Source organism: Njordella calcicola (assembly GCF_056494125.1).
Genome location: NZ_CM151396.1, coordinates 4,114,980 through 4,138,598, shown reverse-complemented (window position 1 = coordinate 4,138,598; position 23,619 = coordinate 4,114,980). Strand labels below are relative to the sequence as shown.

The 23,619-nt window shown below is 53.7% G+C and carries 22 protein-coding genes; 10 read left to right on the top strand and 12 right to left on the bottom strand.

The window, feature by feature from the left end:
* Positions 1-206: 206 nt before the first annotated feature.
* Positions 207-956: a sugar phosphate isomerase/epimerase family protein gene (locus tag SH302x_RS16190; protein ID WP_479363438.1), complete on the bottom strand. Its 750-nt coding sequence runs from the start codon at positions 954-956 to the stop codon at positions 207-209.
* Between the two features lie 295 nt (positions 957-1,251).
* On the opposite strand from SH302x_RS16190, the gene mog reads away from it, so the two are divergent.
* The gene (gene mog, locus SH302x_RS16185; protein ID WP_479363437.1) at positions 1,252-1,746 is read left to right on the top strand and encodes a molybdopterin adenylyltransferase; all 495 of its coding nucleotides are present in this window, start codon (positions 1,252-1,254) and stop codon (positions 1,744-1,746) included.
* 153 nt (positions 1,747-1,899) lie between these two features.
* Here the strand turns inward: mog and SH302x_RS16180 are convergent, their stop codons facing one another.
* Complete coding sequence (locus tag SH302x_RS16180) at positions 1,900-3,021, bottom strand: hypothetical protein (protein ID WP_479363436.1); 1,122 nt, start codon at positions 3,019-3,021, stop codon at positions 1,900-1,902.
* A 532-nt stretch (positions 3,022-3,553) separates the two neighbouring features.
* Between SH302x_RS16180 and SH302x_RS16175 the strand changes: the two genes are divergently transcribed.
* Complete coding sequence (locus tag SH302x_RS16175; protein ID WP_479363435.1) at positions 3,554-7,360, top strand: S1 RNA-binding domain-containing protein; 3,807 nt, start codon at positions 3,554-3,556, stop codon at positions 7,358-7,360.
* Positions 7,361-7,387: 27 nt separating this feature from the next.
* On the opposite strand, the gene SH302x_RS16170 is transcribed toward SH302x_RS16175, so the two are convergent.
* The 6 genes from SH302x_RS16170 to SH302x_RS16145 form a co-directional block, all read right to left on the bottom strand.
* A complete protein-coding gene (locus SH302x_RS16170; protein WP_479363434.1) occupies positions 7,388-7,642 on the bottom strand; it encodes an RNA-binding S4 domain-containing protein in 255 nt (84 codons plus the stop codon).
* Between the two features lie 4 nt (positions 7,643-7,646).
* Positions 7,647-8,612, bottom strand: a complete 966-nt coding sequence (gene folK, locus SH302x_RS16165) for a 2-amino-4-hydroxy-6-hydroxymethyldihydropteridine diphosphokinase (RefSeq protein ID WP_479363433.1) — start codon at positions 8,610-8,612, stop codon at positions 7,647-7,649.
* 14 nt (positions 8,613-8,626) lie between these two features.
* A complete protein-coding gene (locus tag SH302x_RS16160; protein ID WP_479363432.1) occupies positions 8,627-9,337 on the bottom strand; it encodes a hypothetical protein in 711 nt (236 codons plus the stop codon).
* Positions 9,338-9,620: 283 nt separating this feature from the next.
* Positions 9,621-10,862 (bottom strand): protein phosphatase 2C domain-containing protein, encoded by a 1,242-nt coding sequence (locus tag SH302x_RS16155; RefSeq protein WP_479363431.1) that lies wholly within the window; start codon positions 10,860-10,862, stop codon positions 9,621-9,623.
* Between the two features lie 114 nt (positions 10,863-10,976).
* The gene (locus SH302x_RS16150; RefSeq protein ID WP_479363430.1) at positions 10,977-12,035 is read right to left on the bottom strand and encodes a cytochrome c family protein; all 1,059 of its coding nucleotides are present in this window, start codon (positions 12,033-12,035) and stop codon (positions 10,977-10,979) included.
* Positions 12,036-12,246: 211 nt separating this feature from the next.
* The gene (locus tag SH302x_RS16145) at positions 12,247-12,471 is read right to left on the bottom strand and encodes a hypothetical protein (RefSeq protein WP_479363429.1); all 225 of its coding nucleotides are present in this window, start codon (positions 12,469-12,471) and stop codon (positions 12,247-12,249) included.
* A gap of 166 nt (positions 12,472-12,637) precedes the next feature.
* Between SH302x_RS16145 and SH302x_RS16140 the strand changes: the two genes are divergently transcribed.
* From SH302x_RS16140 to SH302x_RS16120, 5 genes are all read left to right on the top strand, one after another.
* A complete protein-coding gene (locus SH302x_RS16140) occupies positions 12,638-12,820 on the top strand; it encodes a transposase zinc-binding domain-containing protein (protein WP_479369273.1) in 183 nt (60 codons plus the stop codon).
* Positions 12,821-14,010: 1,190 nt separating this feature from the next.
* A complete protein-coding gene (locus SH302x_RS16135) occupies positions 14,011-14,142 on the top strand; it encodes a hypothetical protein (RefSeq protein WP_479363428.1) in 132 nt (43 codons plus the stop codon).
* A gap of 4 nt (positions 14,143-14,146) precedes the next feature.
* Entirely contained in the window at positions 14,147-15,928 is a 1,782-nt protein-coding gene (gene ilvB / locus SH302x_RS16130) for a biosynthetic-type acetolactate synthase large subunit (RefSeq protein WP_479363427.1), read from the top strand.
* A gap of 56 nt (positions 15,929-15,984) precedes the next feature.
* Positions 15,985-16,380 (top strand): Minf_1886 family protein, encoded by a 396-nt coding sequence (locus SH302x_RS16125; protein ID WP_479363426.1) that lies wholly within the window; start codon positions 15,985-15,987, stop codon positions 16,378-16,380.
* Complete coding sequence (locus tag SH302x_RS16120) at positions 16,373-16,579, top strand: hypothetical protein (protein WP_479363425.1); 207 nt, start codon at positions 16,373-16,375, stop codon at positions 16,577-16,579. The genes SH302x_RS16125 and SH302x_RS16120 overlap by 8 nt, the downstream gene beginning before the upstream one ends.
* Before the next feature lie 33 nt (positions 16,580-16,612).
* Here the strand turns inward: SH302x_RS16120 and SH302x_RS16115 are convergent, their stop codons facing one another.
* Together SH302x_RS16115 and SH302x_RS16110 are read right to left on the bottom strand one after the other, a co-directional pair.
* Positions 16,613-17,740, bottom strand: a complete 1,128-nt coding sequence (locus SH302x_RS16115) for a carboxylate-amine ligase (protein ID WP_479363424.1) — start codon at positions 17,738-17,740, stop codon at positions 16,613-16,615.
* Between the two features lie 59 nt (positions 17,741-17,799).
* Positions 17,800-19,032 (bottom strand): amidohydrolase, encoded by a 1,233-nt coding sequence (locus SH302x_RS16110; protein ID WP_479363423.1) that lies wholly within the window; start codon positions 19,030-19,032, stop codon positions 17,800-17,802.
* Between the two features lie 316 nt (positions 19,033-19,348).
* Between SH302x_RS16110 and SH302x_RS16105 the strand changes: the two genes are divergently transcribed.
* The 3 genes from SH302x_RS16105 (at position 19,349) to SH302x_RS16095 (ending at position 21,782) form a co-directional block, all read left to right on the top strand.
* On the top strand, positions 19,349-20,095 hold the full coding sequence (locus SH302x_RS16105) for a Fe-Mn family superoxide dismutase (RefSeq protein WP_479363422.1): 747 nt from the start codon (positions 19,349-19,351) through the stop codon (positions 20,093-20,095).
* Between the two features lie 609 nt (positions 20,096-20,704).
* On the top strand, positions 20,705-20,893 hold the full coding sequence (locus tag SH302x_RS16100) for a Flp family type IVb pilin (RefSeq protein WP_479363421.1): 189 nt from the start codon (positions 20,705-20,707) through the stop codon (positions 20,891-20,893).
* Positions 20,894-21,218: 325 nt separating this feature from the next.
* Positions 21,219-21,782 carry an A24 family peptidase gene (locus SH302x_RS16095; protein WP_479363420.1) on the top strand — a complete coding sequence of 188 codons (564 nt, stop codon included), beginning with the start codon at positions 21,219-21,221 and terminating at the stop codon, positions 21,780-21,782.
* A 14-nt stretch (positions 21,783-21,796) separates the two neighbouring features.
* Here SH302x_RS16095 and SH302x_RS16090 read toward each other — a convergent pair whose 3' ends face one another.
* Together SH302x_RS16090 and SH302x_RS16085 are read right to left on the bottom strand one after the other, a co-directional pair.
* Complete coding sequence (locus SH302x_RS16090) at positions 21,797-22,576, bottom strand: M90 family metallopeptidase (protein ID WP_479363419.1); 780 nt, start codon at positions 22,574-22,576, stop codon at positions 21,797-21,799.
* The gene (locus tag SH302x_RS16085; RefSeq protein ID WP_479363418.1) at positions 22,573-23,619 is read right to left on the bottom strand and encodes a tRNA dihydrouridine synthase; all 1,047 of its coding nucleotides are present in this window, start codon (positions 23,617-23,619) and stop codon (positions 22,573-22,575) included. Before SH302x_RS16085 ends, SH302x_RS16090 begins: the two co-directional genes overlap by 4 nt.

Sequence of the window (23,619 nt, the reverse complement as noted above, 5' to 3'; positions counted from 1 at the left end):
CTCGCTTCACACTGCGATTGACGGTTGTCCAATGAGCGGATGGCTTGCGTCCTATCGCCCGAGGCAACTGCGCGGCATAAAAGTACCAACGGGCATTCTTGTCCGTTGAAGACGCGACGGACTTGGAAGTCACGTCGTACTGTACTTCAAGCTCAAGCGGTTGCTCTACAGAGGCGTGTGGGATCGACGTGCAATAGTCGATGCCTCTATAAAAGGCTTTCCAGCAACAAACGCAATTTGCGCAACTCTTGCCGAACATCGATCTCGCCATCTGGGAAAATATCGACCACCAGTGCGCGGTCATAGCCCTCGCGTTGCAGGAGTGTGACCAAGCGTCCGTATTCGATTTCGCCCTGACCCACGCGGACTTGCAACTTGTCTCGCTTGGAATCTCGCAAGTGTACGTTGAATACGTTGGACATCAGTTTTTCGTAATTGCGATTCCGATTATTGCTGCAGTGATACTGGCTTGGGTCGAGTGCTAGTCCTAGGCCTGGAACGTAATCACACAGATTCTTTACCGTATCTGGGTCTTCGCTCATACAGCCGATTTTGCTGCGCATCGCTATCCGTACGCCGTCTTCTTCGCCAATGGCAACCAACTTTTGCAAGTGCTCGATCTCTTCATTGAACGGCGTTCCTTGCTCGGCGCTTGGAATGTTGATCGTCACGACCTTGGTCGCTTTCGCGAAATGACAGATCTTACGAAAACGATCGTAGTACTCCTGTCCCTTGCAACTCATTACGACATCATAAGCCACGATGTCCAAACGGTGTGTGTCCCAGATCAGCCGCATGCTTTCGTGCAAGTCATTCACGATCCGATCCGAGGTCATTTGCGTGCCATGGTCATGAATCGCGACCTCAACCGCCGTAAACTCCAAATCAATTAAGAGCTGAATGACATCTGGGAAGGGAACTTCTGGGAAGCAAGCAGTCGTAGCAGCAACTAACACTTTTTCGTTTACTCCAACATCTCTAGTACAGCCCGCTCTGCAGGCCCGCCCGATTTCGCTATCGGCCTAGCCAGCAGGGCGTCTGGTCTATCAAACTAAAATCCTGTGCCGACATTATCCAGCAAGTCGCTTCGGGCACAACTCGGGTTTGTAGCAGATCTTGAGTTTCAACGCGCTTGCGATAAGTTGCCATTTCTGCAGGTCGCCAAGAATTTAAGTCGTCCAGGGGCTCGCGGCACTATCACATCAACTTGTCAAAAATAATAGCCAGTCTTATGAAGAAAGCGGGAACCAAATGACCAAAATCGGAATTCTGACGATTTCAGACCGTGCGAGCACCGGCGTCTACGAAGACCTGAGCGGGCCTGCAATCCAAGCCTATCTTGGCTCGCAACTGGATGGTCCATTGGAATTTGTCTATCGCTTGATTCCTGACGAGCAAGAATTGATCCAACAGACGCTGATCGAGTTATGCGACAAAGTAGGTTGCAGCTTGATCGCCACCACTGGCGGCACTGGTCCAGCCTTGCGGGATGTGACTCCGGAAGCGACCGAAGCGATCTGCGAAAAAATCTTGCCAGGATTTGGCGAATCGATGCGAGCTCACTCCTTAAAGACAGTCCCGACGGCGATTCTCTCACGGCAAACCGCGGGCTATCGTGGGCAATCGCTGATCGTCAACTTGCCGGGCAAACCCGCGGCCATTGCGGAGTGCCTGAGCGTGATTATGGGAGCTGTACCCTATTGCATCGAATTGATTGGCGGACCGAAGATTCGCTTGAAGAGCTGACTTCCAATCAGGGGTTCCTAAGCAGCGGCGCAGGAAAAAAGGCGACATCGAATCGCCTTTTGTTGGTTTCGCATTGCGCTCAGCGGACTTTTCGTCGGCCGCCATGCTGCGTTGCAAGCAGAGGCAGGCGGCCTTTGGAAATCGTCCGTGGGATCAGCGGCTGAAGGAACCGGTTGGCGGCAGTTGATAGCCTGGGTTCGATGTGCTGGTCGCGGTATTTGCTGGTGCAGCGTCTGCCCCAGCGGCTTGTCCGCCGGTGGAGAAGTCGTAGCCGGTTGCCCGTTGCGTGCTGCCTGGACGGAAGCTAGCCGTGGAAGCTTGCACGGTGCCCGACGAAGGGAACGATGTAGGCGGCGTCGAAAAACTGCTTAAGCTGCCGCTGGCTGCACTGGCGCCAACTGGTGAGTAGACGCTGGTGGATGGAGTCATCGGCGCGCCTGCGACGGGAACATTGCTGGGCAAAGCCGCGAATCCACCGCTGGGTTGTTGCGGTGGCATCTGTCCTTGCATCATGTTCGGCATCGAATACATGCTCGTCGCGTTGGGGACCATGCCCGGAGCTTGCTGAGCGAACTGAGTCGATGCGGGAGGCATACCCATTGCTTGCTGACCGAACTGAGGTTGTGTTGCTGGCATGCCTGGTGCTTGCTGAGCGAACTGAGGCTGTGTTGCTGGCGTGCCCATTCCGCCGCTGGTTACGTTGGGACCTAAGCCTGGGTAGGCGTTGGTGGAGCTAGCGGTGCGAGCCGTCGCAGTGCTTGTGCTAGGTGGCATCGCGGCTTGAGCGTACGCGTTTGCTGGCGTGCCTGTGTAGGTGGTGCCAGCCGAAGCGTAAGGGTTCGGCTGCTGGGCATACGTATTATATGGTCCGGTTGCGTAACCGTTGGCTGTCGCTGCGGTGCCCATGCCTGTCGTCGAAGGTGCGGTGGCAGGAGCTCCATAGGGCGATGTGGACGGTGTTTTCGCCGCGAGAGAGCTCGCGCCGGTTGTCGGTGTGGTTGGAGAAGTCGGTGACCCATAAGGGCTCGTCTTAGGCGTGGTTGTTTTGCCGTTGCTGCCAGCCAGCAAACTTGGTGTTTGCGTGGTTGAGGGAGAGGTTGGCGTGGTCATCGTTGGCCCTTTACCGGCCAATGTCTCTTCCGAAGGTTTTTTGCCCCAAGCGAACATGCTCGCTCCTGGCATTTTCCAGCCGCTCTTGCAGCCCGTGCTGGACGCGGTTACGGCAATCAATCCGCAAATCGCGATTTTGTTGGCTGTGCTTAAAGTGCAACGCATTGTTTTCTTCCTTGATTCTGATGCGAGCTGAGTCTCCGCTGGGACGATACGAAATCTTATGCCAACACGCGAGATCAGTTTTTGAGGCTAAATCCACTTTTTGTTTGTAGTTCCACGCCTGCCCATTGCATCGACTTGGATTTACCGTCACTGTATGAAAAATCGTTACGGACTAACAAATTCGACAAAAATACCGGTTATCCTCAAGTTTTAACCGAGTGCTATTGAAGGTCTAGGAAAGCTGGGCTGTTCGCCGGTTTGTGTGTCGCTGGCGCCACATGAGCGCAGCGTCGCAAGTCGCTTGACGCACGATCTTGTTAAGGCGGCTCGCTCTAAGGTCGGTGCCGTTGACGCCCGTCCACGCATGTCACAAGTTGAAAGCGCTTGACAACTTATAGGCTCTGTCATAGATTCGCTGCTTGCTGCTTCGAGGGCTATCGTTGCGAGGAAGTTTAGTTTCGTCGTGGCGCGAGTGCAGTTGGTCCTCGGATAAACCTAGGTAAGTGCACGCTCTATTAGCGGTCTGAATCACATGAGTTTACTGGAAGCGATCGCTCGCGATCTGCGCCGACCCGAAGAACACCTTCGTCTCCCTGCTGATCTCCTTCGACAAGGTTACGATCCCTCCTACTTGGCTCGCGTTCGTCCCGACGAACTCAATCAGTTGGACGCGGCAACGCTTTCGCGATTGCGACGCGCGCTGCGGTATCGCGATCAGTTGGAAGCCTACAAGGAGTCCGCTCAGCAATCGATGCGCGACCTGGGTACTTGGTCGGAATCACTCGCGACCGCAATCTCTGCCGCAGAATCCAAAGCCGAAGTCAACGCACTGACCAAATTCGGTTCGTCGCGACGCGGCACCAAAGCCCTCGCTGCGGTCAATACGGCGTCCGAAAAACTGGCGACCGAAATCTTGATGTACAGCGGGCCAACTCCCGCAGACTTTCGGCAGTGGGCTTGCGGAGCCGCCGGCGTCGACGAATCGCAGATCGATGCGTTGCTGGGCGAAACGAAAAACTACTTGCAAGCATTACTTTTGGAAGACTCTACGTTAGTCTCCAAGATCTTCGGTTTCATTCGTCAACGTGCTGTCCTGCAGTCGACCGAACTGGGACCAACGCCTGGTTCAGCTAACGAAGATGCCGGCGAAGACACCGATGGAAAACCCAAACGTGGCAAAAAGAAACGGAAAAGTCGCCGAGGCGGCGGTGGCGGAAGTGGCGGCAGCGATCCGACGGCGGTGGCTTCGACGGCCGGTCAACTCGAGTCATCCCCGACAAGCTCGGAGGCTGCTCCTCAGAATGCCGTTGAGCCAGTAGTTGCCGCGCAAGCTGCGGAATCGACGGTTGCTGCCGAAGCGACCGCTCCTGCTGCTCAGGCCGCTGAATCGCCTTCCACGCAAGAGCAACAATCGTCCGACGGTGCGGATTCCGAATCTAGCCTCAGTCAACAAGAGTCCGATGTTTCGTCTCCCGAGGGCAACTTCAGCGATTCCAACGACCAGAGACCTGCTGGCCAAATCGATCAAGTCGACGCTCCCGCTTCAGCCTCCCATGACACGCAGCCTAGCGACGCGACAACGTCTGATGCGGCGGCAAGTGTGCCTGCGGTGACGGAAGCTTCGGAAGCGATTGACCCAACACCGGTTATCCCCGGCTTTGACAAGACGACTAAAAAGACGCGGGCCGTTTCCGCAAAAGAACTTTCACCGCGCCAGCGTCGTCGTCGCTGGTTGAAGTTCCAGCTTGAGCCCTACTATAAGTTGCGTCGCTCGCTGGCCAAACTGTCCCCGTTCCAAATCGTTATGCTGGGCCGCGGCAGCCGTTCACAGATTCTCAAAGTCGAATTGGACTACGATCGCAAAGCGGTCGGACGGATGGCTCGCGAGTCGCTGTTTCCTAAGGACCATCCGCTGGCAGATTTCCTCAACGATGCGGTTGATACTGCCGTCGATGGTGCACTGACCAATCGGATTGAGCAGGAAGTACTATCGGCTGCCGAAGAGCATGCGCAGCAAGAGTTGATCGAGTATGCAGTCGAGCACTTGCAGGCTCTCTTGATGCAGCGCCCTCTGCGCGATCATCGCATTATGATGATCGATGCCATCGGAACCAAATCGGCTGCAGTGGTGATTGTCGATCCAGAAGGTCGTATCGATCACGTTGCCGAGCTTCCTTGCAACAGCTCGCGTCCAGATGCTGTCAACCAAAACGTCAAACTGCTAGGCGAGTGGGCTCATAACTTTAATGTGAGCGTACTTGCGGTCAGCACCGGTCCGGCGCGTCGCTTCGTACTGCCTTCGATCCGTGAGTTCATGAGCCAGTGCGATTCGTCGACGATTCGCTGGACGATGGTCGATCGTGATGGAGCGGACACGTACTGCACAACGCGGATAGCGTTGCAAGAACTTCCGAACCTTTCGCGTCGTCATCGTGCTGCAGCGTGGCTCGCATGGCGTTTACAAGATCCGCTGGTTCAGTTGCTGAAAGTCGATCCAACGCGATTGCGACTAGCGGTCTTCCAAGCGGAATTGCCACCAGATCTTATCGAAGAATCGTTGCAGGAAGCAGTCGCTGCTTCGGTCGCCACACGCGGTATCGATTATTGGAATGGACACAGCAAAGCGATCGCTTGTGTGCCAGGTCTGAACGCGGAATCCGCTCGTGTCATTTGCGAAGTTCGCGATGCGCTCGGGCCTGCTTCCCGCGAAGCACTGGTCGAAGCCTTGCAAGAGAAACTATCGGCTATTAGCCTGCGTCAATCGATCGGGTTCCTGCGTATCTTTGAATCGCAAGAACCACTCGATGGCACCCTGATCCATCCCGACGATTACCGTTTGGCTCAGCGTTTGATCAGCAACACGGAACTGCAAGCACCACCTGCGGCCCCTGCGGGTTGGAGCAAGTTGACGCTGGCCGATGTGCCCGAGTCGGCTGCGGAAGTCGACCCCGAACTACACCCCGAAGCGGCTCCTGAATCGTTTGCCGAAGGTATCTCTGATGTCGACGCTTCGGACAGCTCTGCGCCATCAACCGACGATGCCAGCGACACTGGCGAAGAAGCTTCGGCGGCAGCTTCCGACGAAGGACTCGCCCAAGAGGCAACTGCCGATCAATCTGCACCGCCTGAAACCGACGCTGAACCGTTAGCGGCAACTGATTCAACCGACGAACTAGCGGCCAGTACTGTATCGGATGTTGCGGCGTCCGACACTTCGGGCGATGCGAACTCTGCGGCAACAAGCGAAACTGCGGATGCTCAGTCGAATGCAGGTGCACCACCACCGGTTGCGGCTGGTGGGCAGGTCAAAACTTTTGGAGGGCACGAATTGGTCCGCGTGACGCCAAACTTCTCGCTGGAAACCAAAGCGGTCGACGCGGCCAAAGTCGATGCTGAAAAGCTTGCTCGCATGTGGCAAGTCGGGCGTGAGAAACTTAAGTTCGTCGCCCACGTGCTGCAGCATCCGTTTGACGATCCACGCGAACTTTCGCTGTCGATCCCGTTGATGGAGCGCGTTCCCAAGATCGAAGATTTACAAGTCGGCGCGACGCTGTGGGCCATCGTAAGCGGCATCGCCGACTTCGGTGTATTTGCGGATTTGGGCCCTGACTGCAGCGGCCTAATCCACGTTTCGCGATTAAGTAAAAACTATGTCGAAGATCCTCGCCAAGTTGTCAATGTTGGCGATTTGATCCAAGTCTGGGTGCAAGAAGTTGATCAAGCCAAACGTCGAATTTCGTTGAGTGCTTTGCCGCCTGGCGTATCACAACAATCGCGAGCGTTCCAAGATGGGAATGAGCAACGCGGTGGCGAACATCGCGGCGATCGAAACTTCGGCCATCGCGGTGGCGGTCAAAATCGCGGTCAAAATCGTAGCGGTGATCAGAAGCCTCGAGAAGCTCGCGGCTACCAGGATGCCCGCGGCGGTGCTCCCAACGACGCTCAGCGCCCGCAAGGTGCTCGTGCTGGCGATTCGCGTCCCCAAGGCGGCTCCAATCGTGGCGGCCAAGGTGGTGGACATGGCGGCGGCCAAGGTGGCGGCCAAGGAAATCGACCTCAGCAAGACCGCGGAAGCAAGTCGTATTCGTCCGATCGTCGTGACCAACGTGGCGGCGGCAAAGGGCGAGATCGAGGTGGTCGTCGCGGACCGCCGAACATCGGAGCGGCAACGGTCGTCGATCTGCCAAGCAAGGAGCTATCGGCGGGAGCTCGCAAGGGCAACGCTGCGAACAGCGATGTGGCTGCTTCGGGCAAAGAGCCCATGCGTTCCTTTTCCGATTTGCTGGCACGTTTTCAGACCAAGCATGAAGACGCGAAACAACCGCCGAAGGACGAGTGAGTTCGATTTCGGGGCGACCCGCGTGAGCTATTCAGGGGACGGTGACTGCAAATCGTCCTCTTCATCGTCTTGGTCGCTCGCCTGTGCGGCGGTGACTTCCATCGACGCGCCTAAGGTCTCGACGATGTCGCCAGGGCGCAGTTGCTTGCGGCGACGCGTTTCTACTTCGCCATTCACGGTTACTTGACCACTCTGAATCAACACTTTTGCTTGACCGCCGGTGGCCGTTAAACCTGCGGTCTTCAGGAAATTGTCCAACCGGATTACTAGTTCTTCTGTCATCGTATCACTCGTTTTGTTGGTCGATCGTCCAGCCAGGATTGGAAAACGAAATCTCACAGCTCATGGCCGAGACGGCGGCCGACAATTCGTGAACGGCCCAATCTAAATCGAAGCAATTCAGAAGATACTTCGGAACTGAAAAACGCAAGCCATCTTTTTCGGATTCCGTCGATTCGAAGCCTAATCGATCGGCCCACTTCCGCGAGTAATCTTCCCAAGCGACCTCCATCGGATCCGGACAACGCAGCGCGAAGACCAGCAGCGCCGTTTCGCTGGTGACTGCCGCAGCGATTTGCGACTGGCTGAGCGACCAGGGGGCGGCGGCACGGATCGCTAACGTTCGCAGCTTGAACCAGGGCGATCCGCAGTCCAAGATTTTCGGCATCAATTCATGCTGCAGATCATCGCCCAAGCACACGACGACTACTTCGCCCGGACCGCGACTCCATTGCGACGGTTCGATCCGTTGCAAGCGACCTTGGCTCGGCTGTGCTGCAGTTTTATAGACGTAGGGTAGTCGGCCAGCCAAACGTTGCAGGGTCAAACCCGAAACCGGCTCTACGACATGAGGCAGCAGTTCAGCGGCAGGCAAGATGGCGAAACTGCGGGTATTCATTCGCGGGTGAGGTATCTTCAAGTGCGGCGTCCACAAACGAACGGAATCGAACATCAAGATATCTAAATCAATCTTGCGCGACTCCCAACGTTGCCGCCTTTGCCGCCCCAACTGCGACTCAATCTTGCGCAGCACATGCCAGAAGTCGAACAGGTCGCCAGAGTAATCTACCGCGGCTACGGCATTGAAAAAGTCATCTTGCTGTGCAGGCCCGCCGATGGGAGGGCTTGTGATTAACGCGGACAGCCGAACTTGATCTGCCCCAAAGTCGTCTCGTAGCAACGCCGCTGCCCGATTGATGGTAACGCGTGAGTTGCCAAGATTCGCACCGAGACTGACTAAGGCAAACGCCATTGGACCGATCGCCTTTATCGAGACGGTTGTTCGACATGGTCGACCATCCAACGATCAATTTCTTCTGGCGAGTACTTGTTTGGCGGCGAAAATAAAACGACCACGTCAAACGGTAATGGATTGTTTAGATTCGCGTCGATAAAACGCACTTTGAATCGATGTTCGTCCATCAAACGGACATGCTCGATGATTTCTTTCGCTTCCCATTTGGCTGCTTTGCCGCGTTTGATCACTTGGTTAATCGTGTAGTCTTCTAGATAGAGTCGGACTGCTTTCTGTGGAGGCGTCAGCTCGTCTTCTTGCAAATCTTGTACGACAGGATCCAGTCCAACCATCTGGATGGCAGTCAACATTTCGCCATTCTGAAGTGCCTCCATGTATTGGCGTGCGACGTCGGTGGCCGTTGAATACAGTTTCGCGTTGGCCATTTGTTTTGTTGTAATGCCCCACACGGTCAGCAAACTGCCCAGCAGCACAACGGCTGACGCGATGAAGACAGAGGCTTTTGCGATTTGCTTCTTACGAGCGATGATCAATACCAAAGCGGCCAAGAATGTGGCCGCAGCAGTCAAAATCGCAAGTCTCGGTTCAATCGGCGCCAGACAGCCAATCAGCAACACAATCGCCGCCGCAATCGCTAGCTTCGATTGTTCTGCCACATCGGTCACGCCCTCGACGTCGATCGACATGCCTTCATATTCTAGTTCTTCGATGCTTTTCGCCACGTCTTCTACCCAGCCTCACATAAATCCAACTTCACGCCGACCAACCCGCTCAGCGAAATTTTCACCGGCGTTTTCGACCAACGTTCGCTTCATAGTCCAGGCAGTTCCCTGCCATTGGTTAGATATCATATTCTGATCCGGGCTTCTACGTTATCCCTCTCCCAAAGGTTTGCAAGCGCCAAGGAGCAAAAGCTGTCGGCTAGCATATTTGAATCGTTTATCCGTCAACTACGGACGCTCGCCGATCGGCTGCACGCTAGGATAGGCAACAAAGCTTGAACGGCTAAGAAAACTCGACGACGACCGCCGAACTGTTGTCGCGGCCCGAGTTTTCTACCGAAGCGTAAACTAATCGATCGGCAGCCGACGCGTTCTTCCATCGCTGGGGGGGATCACAGACCATTTCAGCTAGCCCGCGATCAAAATGACCATCAATAACCCCGTCGGTACAAAGAACCAATTTGTCGTTTTTCTCGATCTCAAGAAAACCAGTCTGCGGCTTTAAGAATTGATGCCCCGACCCCAAGCACTGGCTCAGCACACTGCGTCCTGGATGCGAACGGAACTCCATCTCGCTGATCTTCTTGTTGCGCAGCAGCCAACCTACATGCGAATGGTCGTCGGTCAGTTGGGTCAACCCGCCATCACCGCGTTGCAAATACAATCGGCAGTCCCCCACATGCGACCAGAAGGCGGTTGTTCCGCGCAACCAAACCAGCGTCAAGGTCGCGCCCATGTTGCGCAGATTCTCATCATATTTCGCTAACATCAACAAATCATGATGGATCTGCTGAAACAGATTGCTCAAGATCGCTTGAGAAAAAGTGCGTGTGGGACAAAGATTGCCTCCGTGATGATTCGGTAGGATCGAGCTGCACCGTTGCACGGTAATTCGACTAGCAAACTCCCCCGACTTCTCCCCCCCCATGCCATCGCTGACAGCAAACAGCCATTCGTTGCTGTCCAAACTATCGCCGCCTTCAACGCCCAAGAATCGCAAGCCAGTTTTGTGAATCTTGGCCGCTAAATACGTGTCCTCATTGTTTGGCCGAAATCGACCACGATGCGACCGAGCAGACCATTGCAATCGCGTCGGAGCACTTGGACTGATAACGACTTCTTCGTCTTCCAAAGCGGAATCGTCATAGGACTCGTCTAGAATCTTTGCGAATTCGAAATCGATGACGCAAAACCGACCGTCGGTAGATCGATACGTTACATTGCGATCAAAAGGGTCATCGTGGCGAACTCCAAAGGATTCCAATTCTTCGAACAGCGATTTGATCTTCTCATCGCTAATCTTCTCCACGCGCGAACCGCAGTTAGATAAAACCACAATCAGCTCTTTGGGGTCGCTGCTGATGATCCGGGGAACAAACGGGCAGTCGCGGTCTTCCAAATAACGCAGCACGCGGACTTCGTTCGCAAAGCGTTCCTCTGCATTCGGGCCACGAAACTGCTTGTGGACTTTGCCGTCGTAGGCGATACGGACGAGGGCTCGTTGAGTGTTTTTAGCTTCGTGCATAACGTCGAGTAAAAGGTCTAACGGTTTGACTGCGCGTCAACACGATAAACGTTCCCGAGCGGGGTTTGAAGTAGGTGCACGAACTTTTCAGAACAAATCAGCCCGCCGACCGCGTTACTTCCAGCTCTGCTCCGGTGGAATAAAATCGTCGATTGCAGCCAACGTTTCGGGTTTGGTGGTTGCGGCCAGCCGCATGCCCAGCTTGCGAATTTGTTCGGCCGCTTGCGTCAGCTCCTGTTCATTGTTGATCTTTAACTTGATGGAACCGTACACCGCGAGCACTTCGGCCACGACAGGATTTTCGATTTTCGCTTGAGCCGACTGCAATCGCTTGGCGGCGCGGGCGGCTCGCTGAGCGGAGGTGACGCCAAATGTTGCTTTTTCGGTTGCTTTGGCAGTCGCTCGCAATGAAAACTCAAGGTCAGCAATCATGCCTGCGACAAACAGCAAGCGTTGGCGTTCCAGTGGTGCCGCATTATTTGCTTCTCCGTCGGCGTCCAAAAAGCGATGCCGCACCGACCCCTGAGACCAACTGACCAATTCAAAATCTAAGCTGCCCGCTGTGTGACCGCCCACGTTGACCAGTCGCTGGTCGGGCACGGTGTGGCAGCGATAGCAGGATTGAGCCACCAAGTAGACGTTGACCGGGTTTCGCATGCCCGCTTTGATGCTGGTAGTCAGACGCTTTCGGCGATGCTCGACGGTTTCTGTAAGTCGCGTTACGCCGGGGCCGTAGTCATTGTGCAGTTCCAACCAATCCTTGGCTCCTCCGTGGCAGGACTCACAAGAAACACCCGAAATCGCTTCCAAATGGTCGCCTTGTTGCTGCATCGTATAGTGGCATTGGATGCAGTTGGCGTCCGTTTTGAAGGACCCGATCCCCAACTTTTTCGCGATCTCCTGCGCTTCTTTTTTGCGGTGCAGGGTCAAAAAGGTCTTATTGTGCGGGGTCTGTTTCCAGATTTTGGTCTCATTTGCGTGGCACTTTTCGCACGACTGAGCCCCAGTCACTTTGTGGGGGTCAATGGCTAGATCCCAAGCGGTATCGCGAGGGTCAGCGATCTGTGAGTCCAGCGACGTGGCACCCATGGCCAAAACCAGGATGGCGTACAAGGAAACACCGGTCAGGATTCGGGCGGTTTTGCTGCGAAAAAGTGTGCTGAATCGGCTCATCGGATGAATGCAATCGGACCTGCGGCTGGAGTGCGAATTTGGTCCCCGAGCCACCGGGTCGCCTAGAACCCAGACGAACAGCGATTTCTCGGACCAAGAAACCTTAGCTCATGAAATGCAGGTAGTCAGATTTTCCTGCAAAATCCGCAAGGCCAAGAGCAAATAAAAAATCGCCACAAGAGTAAGCGTCCACCACAACCAGTTGTTGGGGTTAGTTGGATTGGCCCTGGGTTTGCTGACGCTTGAGTTTGGCGGAGATGATCCTGCGGGCTCGTGTTATCTGCTTGCGGTGCGATTTATAGCGGCTTTCCTCTGCCCGGTACTGGCGAATCGCTTCGGGATGCTCCTGCTTCCATACGTCCGGCAAAAGCTTTTCGTATTGAGTCTCGCCTGCTAGTACTCGATGCAAAATATCCTTCAAGTACTGCCAGATCATTCGCCTTTTTTTTCACCGCGAGAGAAAAGAGAACCGCGAGAGGATGAATGAACAACTATTTTGAAGGCAACTCTGGCGAAACTCCCAACTCTTGCGGTGTATTCCTAGCATCTGAGTTCCCGTTCATTCGACTTTTTTCGCACCGCCAACCACTGCTGGCAAAGACATACGCATTCTGTATTCGCCATGCTCCTACCGTCATTGCCCCAACTGCGGTAGGCTTAAGCGTAAGAAATGGCTCGATACGATCCAGTCCTGGGAGCTGGACACCAAGTACTATCACGTCGTCTTCACCGCGCCACACGAACTGACCGAGCTATTCGGAGGAGGGCAAATGCAAATGCATTAGGCACCCGTCAGAGCTGCGAAGCAGCGGCATTGGGAAAGCGAAGCTGGGCCTTGTGCCCAGTCTTCGCAATAGGATTGGTGCGCTAACTGCAAACGCCTCCCACTTACCGATCATTTTTGGTTGGCCGCTGAGCGGCCAACCGGAAAAGGGGTGGGGGTTGGCACGAGGCTTAGCACACCAATCCTGTTGCGACGCGTTGGGGCAAGCCCAACGGTCGCTCAGAGCTCGCGATCTCAGAACGATGTGCCTTGGTCTTCTGTCTTTGCAATGCTCCCGGCTTGTCCGGGAGATTGTTACGTTTCTCGCTACATGCCTACGAACAAACGACCCCTCTACCACTAATGCTCCTGGCTTGCCCAGGAGATCGTTCCGTTTCCTGCTAAAGTCGTTACTGCAAAGCAAGAAGCCGAACGATCCACCGGACGAGCCGGTGGGATTCCCGTTATGGCGGGCTCTTTGTTGTAGCGAGAAGCCGAACGATCCACTGGACAAGCCAGTGGGATTTGGATCGCGCTGCGGTGCATGCATCGACGCGAAGCGGGGCGATGCGCTCAGTCTTCGCCATGAGATTGGTGCGCTAAAAGCGACCGGATTTCTTATGGCAGCAGAATCAGGGCAGTAGAATAGATTCCATGACCATTCTCCTGCCCCCATTCTCTTGCCCTGACCTCGCCATGGGATTGGTGGGCTAAAGTATGACGTGCGAGCATGTCCGATTGGGGCTTGCCCCCATCGGACACCGCTTTGGAGTACTAGATAGCATTCCCAATGGAACCCTTCTCCTGTTAGAGCCAGTCGCCTTCGGCGACTGGCTCTAGCAAGGGTGGGCGGGGACCCTCACGAATTTAGCACACCAATCCTATTGCGACGCGTTGGGGCAAGCCCAACGGTCGCTCAGAGCTCGCGCGCAATCGGTGCCAGGCACTTTCCGCCAGGCACTTTCCGCAGCACGCGAGGCACCTTCCGCATCCTCAATTCGATGGAGAAACGCCAGCATTCGTAATTTGTGCCAAGCACCGACTTTGGGGCGAACCAAAATGGACGGAAGTGACTCTAACAGCAATCTTCCAACGGCTGCCAATTTTGAGGGTTGGGTCCGATTTCTCGGTTGCGGGGGCGATTTTCCTACCGGTTACGCCACCATTAACGACCGAAATAGGTATCCAGACGCACATATTGGCAATTAACCGTTGAAGAAAGTCAATTCGGTTCGTATCTTGATAAGATTCCAAGACGTGTCGAAACTGACACGCGAAAACTACGCCTCGGAACTGCCAGTCGCTGCAGCGTCCCAGGAATTCGATCTGCTGTATGGAGAGTAAATTGATGGCAACTGCAACGCAACCTACGACCGACCAAGCTTTGATGACCGGAGCGGATATCGTCGTCAAATCTTTGGTGGATCATGGTGTGCGGACGATTTTTGCCTATCCCGGCGGGTGCTCGATGCCCATGCATCAGGCTTTAACGCGATATGCGGACAAACTGCGAACCATTCTGCCTCGCCATGAGCAGGGCGGAGCGTTCGCCGCTCAAGGCATCGCTCGTTCGACCGGCGAAGTTGGCGTGGTCATGGCAACCAGCGGTCCTGGAGCCACCAATCTGGTCACCGCGATTGCTGACGCCAAACTGGACAGCGTTCCATTGATTGCAATCACTGGCCAAGTGCCCACGGAGGTCATTGGCACCGACGCATTCCAAGAAACTCCGATTGTTGAAGTTTGTCGCGGGATCACCAAGCATCATTATTTGGTTACCAAAGTCGACGACGTTGCCCGTGTCATGAAGGAAGCGTTCTACATTGCGACTACCGGGCGGCCTGGTCCTGTTCTCGTGGATATGCCCAAAGACGTTCAGCTTGATCGTTGCGTCGTGGATTGGGATGTGCCCATGAATTTGCCCGGTTATAAAACTTACAAGCGTCCGAATGCCAAACCGGAGCAGATTCGCCAAGTTGCTGCAGCGATCAAGCACAGCAAGCGTCCGATCATTTATTGCGGTGGTGGAGTTATCAACGCGGATGCAACTGCCGAACTGCGAGCGCTGGCCGACAAGACTGGAATTCCCGTAACGATGACGGTGATGGGATTGGGGCTTTATCCCGGAGATGCCGAACAGTCGATGGATATGTTGGGCATGCACGGCTCGGCTTATGCCAACTATGCGGTCCGCGATTGTGATCTGCTGATCGCACTGGGCGTTCGTTTCGACGACCGCGTCACGGGCAAGCTGGCTGAATTTGCCAAGCATGCGAAGATTGTTCATATCGACGTCGACCCGTCGGAACTAAACAAAAACAAGGTCGCGCACATTTCGGTTTGCAGCGACGTGAAGTTCGCTTTGGGTGAACTCAACAAGATCGTTGAGCCACCAGAGGACATGTCGGCTTGGCTAAAGAATTGCAAAGAGTTGAAGCTGAAGTATCCCTTCGACTATGACCAATCCTTCAATGGCATTTTGCAGCAGCATGCGATTCGCACTTTGTCGGACATGACCAAGGACCGCGAGACTTTCGTAACCGTGGGCGTTGGTCAGCATCAAATGTGGGCCGCTCAGTTCTACAAGTTCCGAAAACCTCGCCGCTGGCTCAGCAGCAGTGGTCTGGGCACCATGGGCTTTGGTCTGCCTGCCGCCATGGGTGTTCAAGCTGCAAACCCAGACGCGTTGGTAATCGACATTGATGGCGATGGATCGTTTCAGATGAACATCCAAGAGCTTGCAACCCTGTACTGTGAGAAACTGCCGGTGAAAGTCCTGCTGCTGAACAATCAGCACTTGGGGATGGTGGTACAGTGGGAGGATCGCTTCATGAATGCCAACCGCGCACATACTTACCTTGGCCCCATCGATCACGAGGAAGCTAGTGGACAAGGCAGTTTGGTACCGCACTCGTTCGTCGAAGATCGTTACCCTAACTTTGTCCAGATCGCCAAAGGCTATGGATGCGGGGCGTCTACCGTCTACAAAAAGTCAGAATTGGAAGCGGCGCTCAAAGAGATGATTGACTATCCCGGCCCTTATGTCCTGGACGTTCAGGTGCCGTATCAAGAGCACGTGCTGCCGATGATTCCATCCGGCTTGACCGCCGACGATATGATTTTGAAGTAATAGTAGTTTTGCAACTGGTTATCCAACAGACAGGTTTTCCGCGTCGGAAGAGTGATATGAAAGAAGAGTTGGCGACAATTATCCAGTTGTTAGAACAAGACCAGCGATATCGCTTGGAAGCGTATCGCTTTGTTCGTGAAGCTCTGCAGTACGCTCAGGAAGTGCTGCAGATGCCCAGCCAAGGCGAAGGCGCTGGACCACGAAAGCATCTGACGGGACAACAATTGTGCGAGGCCATTCGGCTGTTCGCAAATGAACAGTATGGCTATATGGCCAAGCTGGTCTTCAACAGTTGGGGGGTCTACACCACCGGTGATTTTGGCGAGATTGTTTATAACTTGATTCGCATCAAAGAAATGCGGAAAAGCAAGACGGATAAGAGAAGCGATTTTGACGATTGCTACAACTTCGATGAAGCTTTTCAGCCCGTGTTTGAGCTGAATAATGACTAAATCGGGTTCATCGGATACGGGTCAATCTAATTCCGCCGTCCAGTCGAACTCGACCAGCGAACTGTCGAAACGTCGCAGTTCATCGGCGTTCCATCCCAAGCAACCACCGCCGCGCTCCGTCACGGCAACGGCCATCTGGGTACTGATCTATTTGACTTGGACCGCTTATCTTATTTATGTCGTATTTCAAATTCGCTGAAACTGTTTTCGCTCATTGATCAACGACTTCAGCTCAATCTCCCGCAGCAATTCCACTCAACGTATCCGCAGCGAGTCGCAGGACAACCTCGGCCAGATTACCGCTCGCATCGTTGAAGTACACTCGCTGCAGTTCGGCAGGACTTCCGACACGTTTCAGATCGCTGATATATTCAGCGATAAGGTCCCAGTCACCCAACTCTGCTGCTACATCGTGAATATAATCTGACAACTGATCGAGATGTTCATGGGCTTGGATTTGGCGTTTGGCAATGGGATCGATCAGCGAATCGCTTAGCCCAAAACGCGCTGCTTGCCACATGGCACCTTTGAGCAATTCGGCACGCGGGCTGTGATAGGAAATCTGTTCCAAAGAATCAAGCTCGCAACGCATCACCAAACAACGCAGCAGCGCTGTCAGCGCAACCACATGATCAATCCGCGTTACGACATCGCAGACGCGAATTTCGATCGTCGGCAACTTGGTCGGCAAGCGCATGTCCCAGTAGATTTTGCTCGGTTCATCGATCGCACCACTATCAGATAACTCATGAACGCAATCGAGGTAATCTTCATAGTTGATGAACATCGGCGGGATACCCGCCAGCGGCCATTGCCCCCAAAGTTCGCGACGAAAACTGGCATAACCGGAATCGTGGCCATTCCAAAAAGGCGAATTTGCCGTGATCGCTTGCAAGAGCGGCAACCACATTCGCATCCGGTTCATCACTTGGACGCCCAGTTCGCGGTCCGGCATATCGATATGGATGTGAAAACCGAAGATCATCAATTCGTTTGCTAACGACTGGAAACGTTCCGCCATAGCTCGATATCGGGCTACAGGAGTGATGTTCGCATGGCTGGGCACGGTCATCGGATGAGTGCCCGTGGCGACGATCTTTGAGTTTGACCTAGCCGCTGCTTCTGCCAGTTTTCGACGAGTGTCTATGAGGCATTCAAGAACTTCATCGGAACTCTTTAGGATCGGCGAAGCCATCTCGATTTGCTCAAGATGCAGTTCATGCTGGATATCGGCGTCCGCTTTATGCGCAACGGCCCTCAAGACTCGACGTCCCGTTGGTACCAATTCGCCAGAGTGAACATCGACTAACTGATACTCTTCTTCAATACCGACCGAAGGTACTCGAATTCCTGATTTCATAGGGATGCATAAAATGAGAGATGAGAACTTCCGCGCGTTGAGGCTTGCTAGTCGAGACCCTACAAGTCGGGCTGGCAAGCGAAAATTGCTGCCGCTGCCAGAACTTGAGCTCCGATACACAGTGCCTCTTCATCGATGTCAAAACTTGCGGAATGCAGAGGGTAACGATTGCTGGTTCCATCACGACTAGCGGTCCCAATTCGCAATAAACACGATGGTACCTTCGCTGCGATAAAAGCAAAGTCTTCTGCACCCATGCTCGGCATTGGTATCTCGGTAGATAATTCAACGCGCGGAAGTTGACGACACCAAGTAAGCACCTTTGATGCCAACTTCGCATCGTTTTGCAAGGCTGGCGTATAAGAGCTCATGCTGATCTGAATTTGACAGCCCGTCATGGCACCAACAGAGTCGGCGATGGACTTAAGTTTAGCAAGGATGATGTCACGCGTGGAGTCGCCTAGTGTGCGAAGCGTACCCGTGAGCGTCGCTTGGTCGGCGACAACATTCGCCGCGTTACCGGCATGGAAGGTACCAAAATGCAGCACAGCGGCATCACGACAATCGACCGCTCGTGGCGTTAGCGCGTAAGCTTGGTTAATCAGCAATGTTCCAGCCGCAATTGCGTCCGCTCCCAAATGTGGTCGAGCACTGTGGCCAGATGTTCCAGTGATATGAATTTCGATCATTGTGCAACCCGCGGTCAATGCACCAGCTCTGGTCGCAACATGACCAATCGTCAAGCTCGGCTCAACATGCAACGCGAAAACTGCGCTCAAACCGTCCAGCAGCCCTTCTTGTATCATCAATAATCCGCCTTCGCTTGTCTCTTCCGCTGGTTGAAAAAGAGTGCGCGTATAAACGGGCCAGGGAAGCTGACCGGCCTTGCGTAAGCGATCGATCAAAAGCGTCGCGCCCAGTGCCATTGTTGCATGAGCATCGTGGCCACAAGCGTGCATGATACCCGGTTGACTGCTGTGATAAGCGGTCTTTAGGCAAGTTTGGATAGGAAGCGCGTCGATATCGCCGCGGATACCTATGCGTGCTGTGCAAGTCGCGGGAACTTCGTGATTCGTGTCACACACCAAACCGATTTGAGCACTCGTTTTTCTCGGTGCCAAGCCATGTTCTGCCAAGATTCCTGCTAGATAGTTGGTTGTCTGTTGCTCGTGCATCGACAGTTCCGGGTGCCGATGCAAATGGCGCCTCGTGCGCATCAGCAGCGGCGCCAACTGCATCGTTTCGTTCTCCAAAGATGTGATAAACTGCATTGGATGATCGACTAAACTCATAATATGGTTGTGCGGATGATTGCTCGTTTTCGCTACGTGCGATTTTAGTGTACCTCGCTGCCAATCAACATCCCATGCCAAACGGCTGACTTCCAACCTTTGTTCAGCGCCCAGTTAGCCGCCGACTTTTTCGAATCCAATCACCTACGCCCTAACTTTGGGTATAATGTTCAGCAGGTCAAATGTACGGTCGCATGCAATGACATGTCCCAGAGCTCTGCGATGCCAATAGTGGACGCTATAGGCATATCGCTTGCTGAGGTGCATTGAACCTCGAATTGAGTTTGATTTTGACACATAACATTGGAGATACGCAATGAGTTTAGATGGTAACCATGAGCACAACCACTCGGGTATCGGTCGTCGCGGTTTTTTACAAGCGACGGCGACTGCGGTTGTCGCGGGCGGAATCGCTTCGTCGCTCACGCGATCTGTGCTGGCTCAAACGCCGGTGGATGGGAAATTCGAGCTTCCCCAATTACCGTATGCTTACGATGCTTTGTTGCCGGTGATCGATGAACAGACCATGATGATCCACCACACAAAGCACCATCAGGCGTATATAACCAAGCTGAATGCAGCAGTGGCTGAGCATTCCGAGCTGCAGGGCAAGTCGGTAGCAGAGTTGCTCAAGAATTTGGACAAGGTTCCTGAGTCCGTTCGTAAAACGGTGCGTGACAATGGCGGCGGACATGCGAACCATGCTTTGTTTTGGGAAGTGATGCAGAGTCCTGGAAAAGACCCGCGGCCAACAGGGCAGCTCGCCTCAGCGATTGATGCCAAATTCGGTTCGTTAGAAAAGATGCAGGAACTCTTCACATCCGCAGCATTGAATCAGTTTGGTAGCGGTTGGGCTTGGTTGGTGCTTGGCAGCAGCGGGCTGGAAGTGATTTCGACCGCGAACCAGGACAGTCCACTTTCCAGTGGCAAGACGCCTTTGTTAGGTTTAGATGTGTGGGAGCACGCTTATTACCTTAACTACCAAAACCGACGACCGGATTACGTCAAAGCTTGGTGGCAAGTCGTGAACTGGAGCCAAGTTGCCAAGAATATGCCCGCATAGAGTAGCAGGCACACTCCGTGTGCCGCAGCAATAATGGTAGCAGCAGGCACTCTCCGAGTGCCGTAGCAGACGCGTCAATCGCAATCTCAACCTACGCCTCCAGCCTCCAGCCAGACAACAATATCGAATCGATCTCACAGCCTCGCGCTTACGACAATCTTCAGCAAGCAGCACTCCCCTCATGAGGGCGAGTCAGTTTTTGAATCCACGTCAATTAGCCGTTGAGCCTTAGCTCACGGTTTCTGAGAGAACCGGTGCTAACGCATTCCGGCTAATCGCGCAGACTGAATTCCTGACTCGCCCTGACTCCCCTGCTACGTTCGGTTGTACGGATTGTATCAACTTGATAGGGGGGGCAACGAAAGGGATTACGCAAAAGCGACATTTTCACTGAAGTGAATTGCTTGCCTACGAGTAACCGTAACCTAACTTTCTTACAGCGAATCGATGTTCGATTGGCCACTACGCAACCGCGTAGTGAATACGTGTTGATCAGCCGTAACTCAACATTCTGCATGGCGATGTAGAGTGCCCTTTCGAGACGGTTGGCGATAAAGATCGTCCGAGACTGGAATTCATCACTCCGGTTTCATTATTGGGAGGTTTGCGATGAAGAATTTGGCTTTAAGGCTAAAGAAGTTTTTGAAGAATGAAGATGGACCAACCGCAGTTGAGTACGCGGTGATGCTATCGTTGATCATCGTTCTCTGCTTGACCGCAGTAAAGACGATTGGTCAAAACGCGCAAGCAACGTTCAATGGCGTTGCTGCACAAATTTCGGCTGACGAAAACAAGTAATCGACTCGGTTACGCTTGCTCACGTCCAGCGATTGGTTCGCCCAATCGCTGGGCGTTTTATTGCAACTTTCCTTACACACTGGTTTACTATCATGATTCCCACTTATCTACCGTCCGAAGCGATTGTCGGAGCATGGGAGCTGATCACTTGCATGGGCACGATGCTGATGGCAACCATCGCTTGGATGTTCGTCGCTCGTTAACGAGAGAAAGAGCACAACTCTTTTTCGCAACAGATCTGGCATTCGGCTCGCATCAAACATGGCCTCGCCTGCGTCTGTCTGTATACTAAATCACATTGAATTGATCTTGTTGGAAGATTGACATGGACTGCACTTGGTTTTACACATCAATTTATCAAAACTGGCCGATCTGGTTGCTTTCGGTGGTGCTCGTGGTCGCTGCAGTGATCGATGGACTGTATTTGAAAGTTCCCAACAAGATTACTTTCCCGCTGATCATCGGCGGTTGGATATGGAGCTGCGTCGATGGTGGCGCTAGTGCTCTGGGTTGGAGCGTCTTGGGTACCTTCGTCGGTTTGGCATTGCTGTACTTCCTGCATGCGGTCGGCGGTATGGGGGGCGGCGACGTAAAACTACTGGGTGCCATCGGTGCTTGGGTCTACACCGAACACGTCTGGAATATCTTCGTAGCGACTACGATTGTCGGCGCAGTGATGGCTGTCATCATGGTCGCTTGGACCGGTCGCTGGTCACATCACTTCCGCCAAGCTGGCAAGATTTTGTGCGAGTGGTTCCATGTTCGTAACCCTGATAAACTTTATGAAATCGCTACCGAACGCAAGCCGACCATGTTGCTCTTGCCCTACGGTATTCCAATGACCGTGGCTGCTCTGGGATACTTTGCCTTCTGCGGCATGTACTTCTAAATCGGGTGGCCAATCTAGGTCGATAAGTACTTGCGCAGATCGATACGATAGAAGTCGATCAGCCGAGCAAATACACCAGGATGAAACTCCGCCAATTTGTGCGGCGTCTGAAAGAAATACTCGCTGGCCACGGCAAAAAATTCTTGAGCACTCGTCAATCCGTAGTCATTGATGTAGATGCGATACCCGTCTTCGCGCATCTTGCGTGCATACGTTAGTTCAACCTGCATCGCTTCAATCCACGAGGCCGCTTCCACATCTGCCGATAACGGTGGTATTCCGTCAGCATGCGGACTATTGATCATATCAATCTGATGCGCAAATTCATGGATCGCGATCTGATGACCGAAGTTATCTGACTGACGTGCGTCATCAAGATCCTCCCAGTTCAAAATTACCGGGCCACGATAGATCGTCTGGCCAGCTCGCGCAAACTGGCCAACGATCTCATACTGGCTGTAGACACTCGGTTTGACCTCAGCCACATACGCTTGCGGATAGACTAAAATCGATTCCGTTTTGTCAAAGTACCAACCCGAGTTGGCTGGTACACAGAGAGCCGCACTCATGGCGATGGTCCAGCGAACTTCATCTGTGATCGTAAATCCGCTGCAGCCCTCAAAGTACTTCTCGTTTAAGAATACGCGACACCACAAGATCAAGTCTTGCTGCAGTTGTCTATCTAACCGCGCAAATTGCCAAATCGACTTTTCAGCCATTCGCATTTCAGCAAGGTCGACCGGTTTGCTGAGCAGTTTGCGTCGACGAGCAGCTTTAGTAAAAGGGAAAATCAAGATTCGGACATCGCAGCGGAAAGGATAGTATCAGGGTAGCAGCCCGGACCATCGGTGCTGTACCAGCGGTCAAGTGCAGCGAACCAGTCATCGCCACATTGAACTTGCGTAAATGCTTTACGTACCAACTCAAACTCGGGATGATTCGCCGCGTACTTTATTCCAAATTTTCGCATCGTCACCGAAGCTCGCTTCTCGCCATAAATCTGCTGGGCTAATCGAAAATGTTCGGCCATCACCTCGCGCTGTTCGAATAACGTTGGAGCTGGTGGCAGCGCTTGGCCAGCCAGCAGAGCGATCGCTTGTTGAAAGATCCAGGGATTGCCGATGCATCCACGGGCAATCGTGACGCCATTGACGCCCGTTTGTCGCATCATGGCGATGCAATCTTCTGCGGTAAACAAATCTCCGCTGCCCAAAATGATTCGCTCGCCCACATGGCGTTTCACCTCAGCCAAAAACTCCCAGCGACTGGGACCGTTATAGCGCTGAACCACCGTTCGGCCATGCACCGTAATCGCAGCGATCCCATAAGCGAATGCGGAATCTAGAATCGTGTAAAACGCATCGCGGCTTTCAGCCGAATCGTCCATGCCACGTCGCATCTTCAACGTCACCGGGATCTGCGGTGGAACAATATCGCGAGTGCGTTGTACGATCTCAATCGCAACGTCTGGTTGGCTCAAGTGAAAACCACCACGGCAACGGCCAAGCACTTTTTTCACTGGGCAGCCAAAGTTGATATCGATCACCGCAAAGCCCGCTTGTGATAAACGCTGAGCGCCCAAGGCAAACTGCTCTGGTTCGGCCCCCATCAACTGGCCCGCTACAGGCTGTTCATCCGCGGTGTTGTACAGAAAATGTCGAGTGCGTTCGCGATCTTTTAAGTTCACGAGGAACTGATCCAACATCACTTCGCACAGCGAGTAAGCGGCCCCGAAACGCTTAGCCATCATGCGCATTGGCCAATCGCTGTAGCCGCTGAGTGCCGCTTGAGCGAACGGGTTCGCAATGTTTACGTTGCCAATTTGAAAGTTTTGCAT

Excerpts from the sequence above, each read along its gene's own strand:
- ilvB (WP_479363427.1), top strand. The coding sequence starts at position 14,147 with ATGGCAACTGCAACGCAACCTACGACCGACCAAGCTTTGATGACCGGA.
- SH302x_RS16155 (WP_479363431.1), bottom strand. The coding sequence starts at position 10,862 with ATGCACGAAGCTAAAAACACTCAACGAGCCCTCGTCCGTATCGCCTAC.
- SH302x_RS16115 (WP_479363424.1), bottom strand. The coding sequence starts at position 17,740 with ATGAAATCAGGAATTCGAGTACCTTCGGTCGGTATTGAAGAAGAGTAT.
- mog (WP_479363437.1), top strand. The coding sequence starts at position 1,252 with ATGACCAAAATCGGAATTCTGACGATTTCAGACCGTGCGAGCACCGGC.
- SH302x_RS16145 (WP_479363429.1), bottom strand. The coding sequence starts at position 12,471 with ATGATCTGGCAGTACTTGAAGGATATTTTGCATCGAGTACTAGCAGGC.
- SH302x_RS16175 (WP_479363435.1), top strand. The coding sequence starts at position 3,554 with ATGAGTTTACTGGAAGCGATCGCTCGCGATCTGCGCCGACCCGAAGAA.
- SH302x_RS16110 (WP_479363423.1), bottom strand. The coding sequence starts at position 19,032 with ATGAGTTTAGTCGATCATCCAATGCAGTTTATCACATCTTTGGAGAAC.
- SH302x_RS16095 (WP_479363420.1), top strand. The coding sequence starts at position 21,219 with ATGGACTGCACTTGGTTTTACACATCAATTTATCAAAACTGGCCGATC.
- SH302x_RS16120 (WP_479363425.1), top strand. The coding sequence starts at position 16,373 with ATGACTAAATCGGGTTCATCGGATACGGGTCAATCTAATTCCGCCGTC.
- SH302x_RS16170 (WP_479363434.1), bottom strand. The coding sequence starts at position 7,642 with ATGACAGAAGAACTAGTAATCCGGTTGGACAATTTCCTGAAGACCGCA.
- folK (WP_479363433.1), bottom strand. The coding sequence starts at position 8,612 with ATGGCGTTTGCCTTAGTCAGTCTCGGTGCGAATCTTGGCAACTCACGC.
- SH302x_RS16180 (WP_479363436.1), bottom strand. The coding sequence starts at position 3,021 with ATGCGTTGCACTTTAAGCACAGCCAACAAAATCGCGATTTGCGGATTG.
- SH302x_RS16085 (WP_479363418.1), bottom strand. The coding sequence starts at position 23,619 with ATGCAAAACTTTCAAATTGGCAACGTAAACATTGCGAACCCGTTCGCT.
- SH302x_RS16100 (WP_479363421.1), top strand. The coding sequence starts at position 20,705 with ATGAAGAATTTGGCTTTAAGGCTAAAGAAGTTTTTGAAGAATGAAGAT.
- SH302x_RS16150 (WP_479363430.1), bottom strand. The coding sequence starts at position 12,035 with ATGAGCCGATTCAGCACACTTTTTCGCAGCAAAACCGCCCGAATCCTG.
- SH302x_RS16125 (WP_479363426.1), top strand. The coding sequence starts at position 15,985 with ATGAAAGAAGAGTTGGCGACAATTATCCAGTTGTTAGAACAAGACCAG.
- SH302x_RS16105 (WP_479363422.1), top strand. The coding sequence starts at position 19,349 with ATGAGTTTAGATGGTAACCATGAGCACAACCACTCGGGTATCGGTCGT.